Genomic DNA, 5,391 nt, shown 5'->3' on the forward strand with positions numbered 1-5,391 from the left:
GGATATTAAGAATAATATTAGAAAAGCTTCTAATAGTAGGAAGAATAAAAATACTGAAAATGATATTATGATCGTCGGGAAACCAGTACAGTCAAAAAATCAAAGTGCAGTGTTTGTATATGAATCATTGCAAGTTCCAATACAAGGTATGGAGAGAACGACTGATTTTATTTTCTTATCAGCCGGGATTGCGATTATTTTAACAACTTTCTTTGCATTTTTCTTATCTACTCGAATTACGGCACCGCTTCGTAAAATGCGCGAGGTTGCATTTGAGGTAGCGCGCGGGAAATTTGATACGAAAGCCCCTATGGTGTCGCAGGACGAAATTGGTGAGCTTGCAACTGCTTTAAATCAAATGGGGAAACAGTTGAAGTTTAATATGAATGCCCTGCAGCAAGAAAAAGAGCAGTTAGCTAGCATTTTGAGTAGTATGGCAGATGGTGTTGTTACGTTAAATCAAGAAGGTGAAGTCGTTGTTATCAACCCACCGGCAGAAAACTTCTTACAAGTTTGGCAAGAAGAAAAAGAAGTAGAGTTAATTAAAAAACTGCCTTCTGAACTTGTTGAACTATTCTATCTCGTTGTAGAAAGTGAGCAACAACAAGTTGTTGAAATTAATTTGCAAAAAGGTAACTACGTAGTTCTTATGACACCGCTTTACAATCAAACAAAAATTCGTGGAGCTGTAGCAGTATTGCGAGATATGACGGAGGAGCGTCGTCTTGAGAAAATGCGTCAAGACTTTATTGCGAATGTATCACATGAACTTCGTACACCGATGGTAATGCTTCAAGGATATAGTGAAGCAATTTTAGATGATATTGTGCAAACGAAAGAAGAAATTAATGAGTTTGTTCAAATTATTTATGATGAATCTGTTCGTTTAGGTAAACTTGTAAATGAGTTATTAGATTTAGCCCGTATGGAAAGTGGACATGTAGAGTTACATATAGGGGAAGTAGATATTCATCCATTTGTCGAAAAAATTGGCCGTAAATTCCAGGGGATTGCAAAGGATAAAGAAGTCCAATTAACAGTGGATTTCCAAAGTCCAATTGCACAATATCCGTTTGATGCAGACCGTATGGAACAGGTACTGACGAATTTAATTGATAATGCAATCCGTCATACAAATGCAGGTGGACATGTTACACTTGTAATTAATACGAAAAATAGTGGCCTTACTTTCGAAGTGCAAGATTCAGGTGCTGGTATTCCAGAAGAAGATATTCCGTTCTTGTTCGATCGATTCTATAAAGCTGATAAAGCGAGAACTCGCGGGAAAAAAATTGGAACAGGACTCGGGCTTGCGATTGCTAAAAATATTGTTCAAGGTCATGACGGGAAGATTTTTGTATCAAGTGTCGTTGGGGAAGGAACTGCATTCTCTGTATATTTACCAAATCGTATAATTTAGATATATATGTTTTTTGAAAGTTGATCATGAATAAAAGCTTTACTGTTTTTTTATTTTTTTGTAAGTGCAATTAAATAGAGAATGGTAGAGTTTTTTTCTTTAATAATCAGAATGAAAATAAAAAGAGAGGTGTCATAATGAAATGAAACTTTATACAAAAACAGGTGATAAAGGGGAAACGAGTGTCATAGGTGGCCGAGTGGATAAAGATCATATACGTGTAGAAGCTTATGGAACAATTGATGAGGCGAATTCTCATATCGGATATGCCATGTCTAAATTACAAGAGGAATGTTTTCGTAACATTTATAACGAACTTGAAAATATTCAACATGAACTATTTGATTGTGGAGGGGATTTAGCAATATTAGAGAAGAAAATCCCTTATAAAGTAACGATAGAGATGGTCGAGTATTTAGAGAGACGAATTGATTCGTATACAGAAGAAGCGCCGCCTTTAGAGCGTTTTATTTTACCAGGCGGTAGCGAGATATCGGCTGCACTACACATTGCACGTACAGTTATAAGAAGAGCAGAACGTTGTATAGTGTCATTGCAAAAAGAAGGAGAAACCAATGAAATTGTTCTAAAGTATGTAAATAGGTTATCTGATTATTTATTTGCGCTTGCTAGAGTAATAAATGCACGTTTACAAGTGAAAGATGTGGAATATAACCGCAGTGCACTTGTTTTTCGTAATAAAGAAGAGAAGGAAGTGGAGTAATACACTTTCTTTTTTTTGTATACTTTTTTCTGTAATATCCCACAATAGAGAAGGTATGACGGTTATTAGAAAACGGAGGATGTATATGAAAGCGTTAAAATGTGGCGTGGTGATATTGAGTGTATTATTTTTATCTCAATTACATGTTTACGCTGAAGGGAATCAGTGGATATGGCCTGTTGATGGGCAGATAAGTGATTATTTTGGGACAAGACATGGGAAACACTATGGTATTGATATAGCTGCGCCTATTGGAACGCCTGTGGCAGCTATTCAAAATGGTAAGGTGACAAAGTCTTATTTTTCAAGTAGTTATGGAAATGTTGTGTTTATTAAACATGGAGAATATGAGGCTGTTTATGCGCATTTAAATAAGAGATATGTAGTTCAAGGTGATAACATTTCAAAAGGAGAGCCAATTGGAGAGGTAGGGAATACAGGAGAATCGCGAGGAGCGCATTTACATTTAGAAGTACATCAAGGGAGATGGACGATGGAGAAAAGGAATGCGATGAATCCGTTGCTTGTTTTAAATGAACAAAAAAATCAAGTTGTGTCATCACTATATATTGTACAAAAAGGTGATACTTTAGTTGGTATTGCCCGGAAATTTAGTATGACAGTTGAGGAAATTAAAGTGAGGAATGGATTGCGACAAGAGCAAATCTATCCGAACCAACAACTATACGTCAAGTAAAGGCAACGTCCCAAAAGCATAACTTTTGAATAAATTTATTTTCTTCTTATTTAAGATTGCGATAGTAAATGAAATTATATCGAACATAGCTCTTATTATATCGACATTTCGACAAGAAATATCGACTAACAATAAAATACGACAATAAGAGCAACCTATTCCTAACGAAAAACCGTCCCAAAAGATTTTTTGGGACGGCTTCTTTTACCAAAAAATAAAGACACATATAAATCCAGTAATAGCTAAGTAGCTATATAAGTAAAAGACTTTTGTTCTTGTTTTTTCTTTTGTCCGAAATAGTACGATAGTTGGTTCGATTAGACCAATTGTAAGACAAAGTAAACCAAGAAGCATAAAGCCAATTGAAAGAGAATACAGGGCGATTTGTGGTGCTTGAAATGGAATCATCCATTTTAATAAAAATGCAATAAGTGCAGTGTAACAAATGCAACCGATGTATTTATTCAATGGTGTATCAGAACGGAAACCAGGAAGTTTCTTGGAAAACGGACGGGAAACAACTTCCGTTTGTAAAGATGTATGTTCTTCAATTATTTTTTGAGCTTCTTTTCCTTTTTGGAAAAGGGATAAAATCCAGTTTCGCTCACCTTGGAAAATAAATTGAGAAGTTGTTAAATAGTGATCAACTTTTACCTTATTCCAACTCTTCCATGGATGACGCTCACACAATTTTAATTTACTTTCTGTTTTTTTATCATACTGATAAATACTTATGCCATCTTGGTCAAAAGAAGCGTAGTATGTCTCTCTTGAGAATGTGCCTAGATCAATTGGACAGTAGAAAAGTAATTCTTTTTTCAAATAAAAGTATTCTTTTCTTAAGTTCTTTTTCATTGCTTCTCGAATAGAGTGTCTTTTATCTTTCTTCATGACATTTCCTCCATAACTCAGAAAATGTTCTTATCTTAACAATTCAACATCTTATCACTTTTGACGACATATGACTAGGGGGATTCATAAGAGAAATACCGAATTATAAAGTGAAACTTTAATCAGTGGGGGTTTTTTCCATCCCCCACTGATTATTAGCCTTCACCAATAGGGCTTTTACAGGCAGCCCGACTCCCGCCTAACTTCCTCGCATTCGCCGAATTTCGAGGTGGGAGTCTTACTGCCCGCAAATAGCGGGATGAAAAATATGGGTTGTATTGTAAAATATAGTGATCGTTTCTTTAATTATATAAAATCAATAACTTATTTTTAGTAAGTTACACTTTTTTTGTTCACAATACGATCATGTTGTTGTATAATAAAGTGGAAAATAGAATATCGGTCTATCTTCGGGGCAGGGTGAAAATCCCGACCGGCGGTGATGAACATTTAATAATTTCGTTCTAAGCCCGCGAGCCGTTAAGGCAGGATTTGGTGTGATTCCAAAGCCGACAGTACAGTCTGGATGGGAGAAGATGGAGGTTCAAGCGTTCAAAAAAGATAAGTATTTGAACGTCTGTTTGATGTGCCTTAAAATTCTCCCTTTGTGTAAATCACAAAGGGTTTTTTCGTTCTATGAAAAAATAGGCATAGCAGAACCTTTCCACTTTCCATGAGAAGATCGATGGAAAAGGAGAGAGAAAGATGAAACAAAAAAAAAGTGTAGTGCAGATGGTGAGTGTAGCGATGCTAAGTAGTATTGCGTATTTACTAATGATGTTGGATTTTCCATTCCCAGGGCTTCCGCCATTTTTAAAAATTGATTTTAGTGATGTGCCAGCTTTAATTGCGGCGATAATTTTTAGTCCAATTGCAGGTGTAATTGTAGAAGCGATAAAAAATATTTTGCATTACGGAATTCAAGGAAGTTTAACGGGAGTACCAGTAGGAGAAGTAGCAAACTTTATAGCGGGATGTTTATTTATTGGTCCAGCAGCATTCTTATTCCGAAAGTATCGCACAGTAAAAAGTTTAACGACAGGATTAATGCTAGGTACAATTACTATGACAGTTATTATGAGTGTGTTAAACTACTTTATTATTTTACCAGCGTACACTTGGTTTTTAAATTCACCAGCTATGTCTAGTGATATTATGCGACAAACTATTGTAACGGCGATATTACCGTTTAATGTAATTAAAGGAATTGTTGTAACAATTGTATTTGTAGCATTATTTTCACGCTTGAAAGTATGGGTATTTGCAAAAATGAAAAATGCTTAAAAATATTAAACCATTGGCAGCGTAACTGCTAATGTTTTTTTTGTTAGTGAGAATGAAAAAGAGTGCAAAAAATCCCCCTCATAAGTATGAGGGGGATTTTTTGAAGTTAATAAAAGACTATTCGAATTTTAAAGAGTCGCCATCAAATGATTCGTCAGCAACTTTAATTGAGTCAGTTGGACAACCTTCGAATGCATCCATCATATCTTCAATTAATACATCTGGAATTTCAACGATACCTTGGTTATCGTCTAATGTTACAAATGCAATGCCTTCATCATCATAGTCATAAATGTCTGGTGCAGCAGCACCACAAGCACCGCATGCAATACAAGTATCTTTGTCAACGATTGTATATTTTGCCATATTTTTTCC

General features: G+C 35.4%; 6 protein-coding genes and 1 riboswitch. Of the genes, 4 read left to right on the top strand and 2 right to left on the bottom strand.

Annotated elements, in window-relative coordinates:
- The 3 genes from AB3X49_RS17055 to AB3X49_RS17065 form a co-directional block, all read left to right on the top strand.
- On the top strand, positions 1-1,420 hold a 1,420-nt coding region (locus tag AB3X49_RS17055), incomplete at its 5' end, for an ATP-binding protein (RefSeq protein WP_367963558.1).
- A gap of 142 nt (positions 1,421-1,562) precedes the next feature.
- Positions 1,563-2,144, top strand: a complete 582-nt coding sequence (locus AB3X49_RS17060) for a cob(I)yrinic acid a,c-diamide adenosyltransferase (protein ID WP_367963560.1) — start codon at positions 1,563-1,565, stop codon at positions 2,142-2,144.
- 85 nt (positions 2,145-2,229) lie between these two features.
- Positions 2,230-2,841, top strand: a complete 612-nt coding sequence (locus AB3X49_RS17065) for a peptidoglycan DD-metalloendopeptidase family protein (RefSeq protein WP_367963562.1) — start codon at positions 2,230-2,232, stop codon at positions 2,839-2,841.
- 204 nt (positions 2,842-3,045) lie between these two features.
- Here the strand turns inward: AB3X49_RS17065 and AB3X49_RS17070 are convergent, their stop codons facing one another.
- The gene (locus tag AB3X49_RS17070; protein WP_367963564.1) at positions 3,046-3,732 is read right to left on the bottom strand and encodes a hypothetical protein; all 687 of its coding nucleotides are present in this window, start codon (positions 3,730-3,732) and stop codon (positions 3,046-3,048) included.
- Positions 3,733-4,134: 402 nt separating this feature from the next.
- Positions 4,135-4,274, top strand: a riboswitch (FMN riboswitch).
- Positions 4,275-4,437: 163 nt separating this feature from the next.
- Between AB3X49_RS17070 and AB3X49_RS17075 the strand changes: the two genes are divergently transcribed.
- Positions 4,438-5,016, top strand: coding sequence for an ECF transporter S component (locus AB3X49_RS17075; RefSeq protein WP_367963566.1), 579 nt, complete (start codon positions 4,438-4,440; stop codon positions 5,014-5,016).
- 117 nt (positions 5,017-5,133) lie between these two features.
- Here the strand turns inward: AB3X49_RS17075 and AB3X49_RS17080 are convergent, their stop codons facing one another.
- Positions 5,134-5,382: a ferredoxin gene (locus AB3X49_RS17080; RefSeq protein WP_001151994.1), complete on the bottom strand. Its 249-nt coding sequence runs from the start codon at positions 5,380-5,382 to the stop codon at positions 5,134-5,136.
- Between the last annotated feature and the right edge of the window lie 9 nt (positions 5,383-5,391).

It is taken from the genome of Bacillus sp. C30 (genome assembly GCF_040838255.1).
GTDB classification, from domain to species: domain Bacteria; phylum Bacillota; class Bacilli; order Bacillales; family Bacillaceae_G; genus Bacillus_A; species Bacillus_A mycoides.

What these genes read in the sequence shown, in the direction of transcription:
- AB3X49_RS17060 (WP_367963560.1), top strand. Translation starts at nt 1,563, where the DNA reads ATGAAACTTTATACAAAAACAGGTGATAAAGGGGAAACGAGTGTCATA.
- AB3X49_RS17065 (WP_367963562.1), top strand. Translation starts at nt 2,230, where the DNA reads ATGAAAGCGTTAAAATGTGGCGTGGTGATATTGAGTGTATTATTTTTA.
- AB3X49_RS17070 (WP_367963564.1), bottom strand. Translation starts at nt 3,732, where the DNA reads ATGAAGAAAGATAAAAGACACTCTATTCGAGAAGCAATGAAAAAGAAC.
- AB3X49_RS17075 (WP_367963566.1), top strand. Translation starts at nt 4,438, where the DNA reads ATGAAACAAAAAAAAAGTGTAGTGCAGATGGTGAGTGTAGCGATGCTA.
- AB3X49_RS17080 (WP_001151994.1), bottom strand. Translation starts at nt 5,382, where the DNA reads ATGGCAAAATATACAATCGTTGACAAAGATACTTGTATTGCATGCGGT.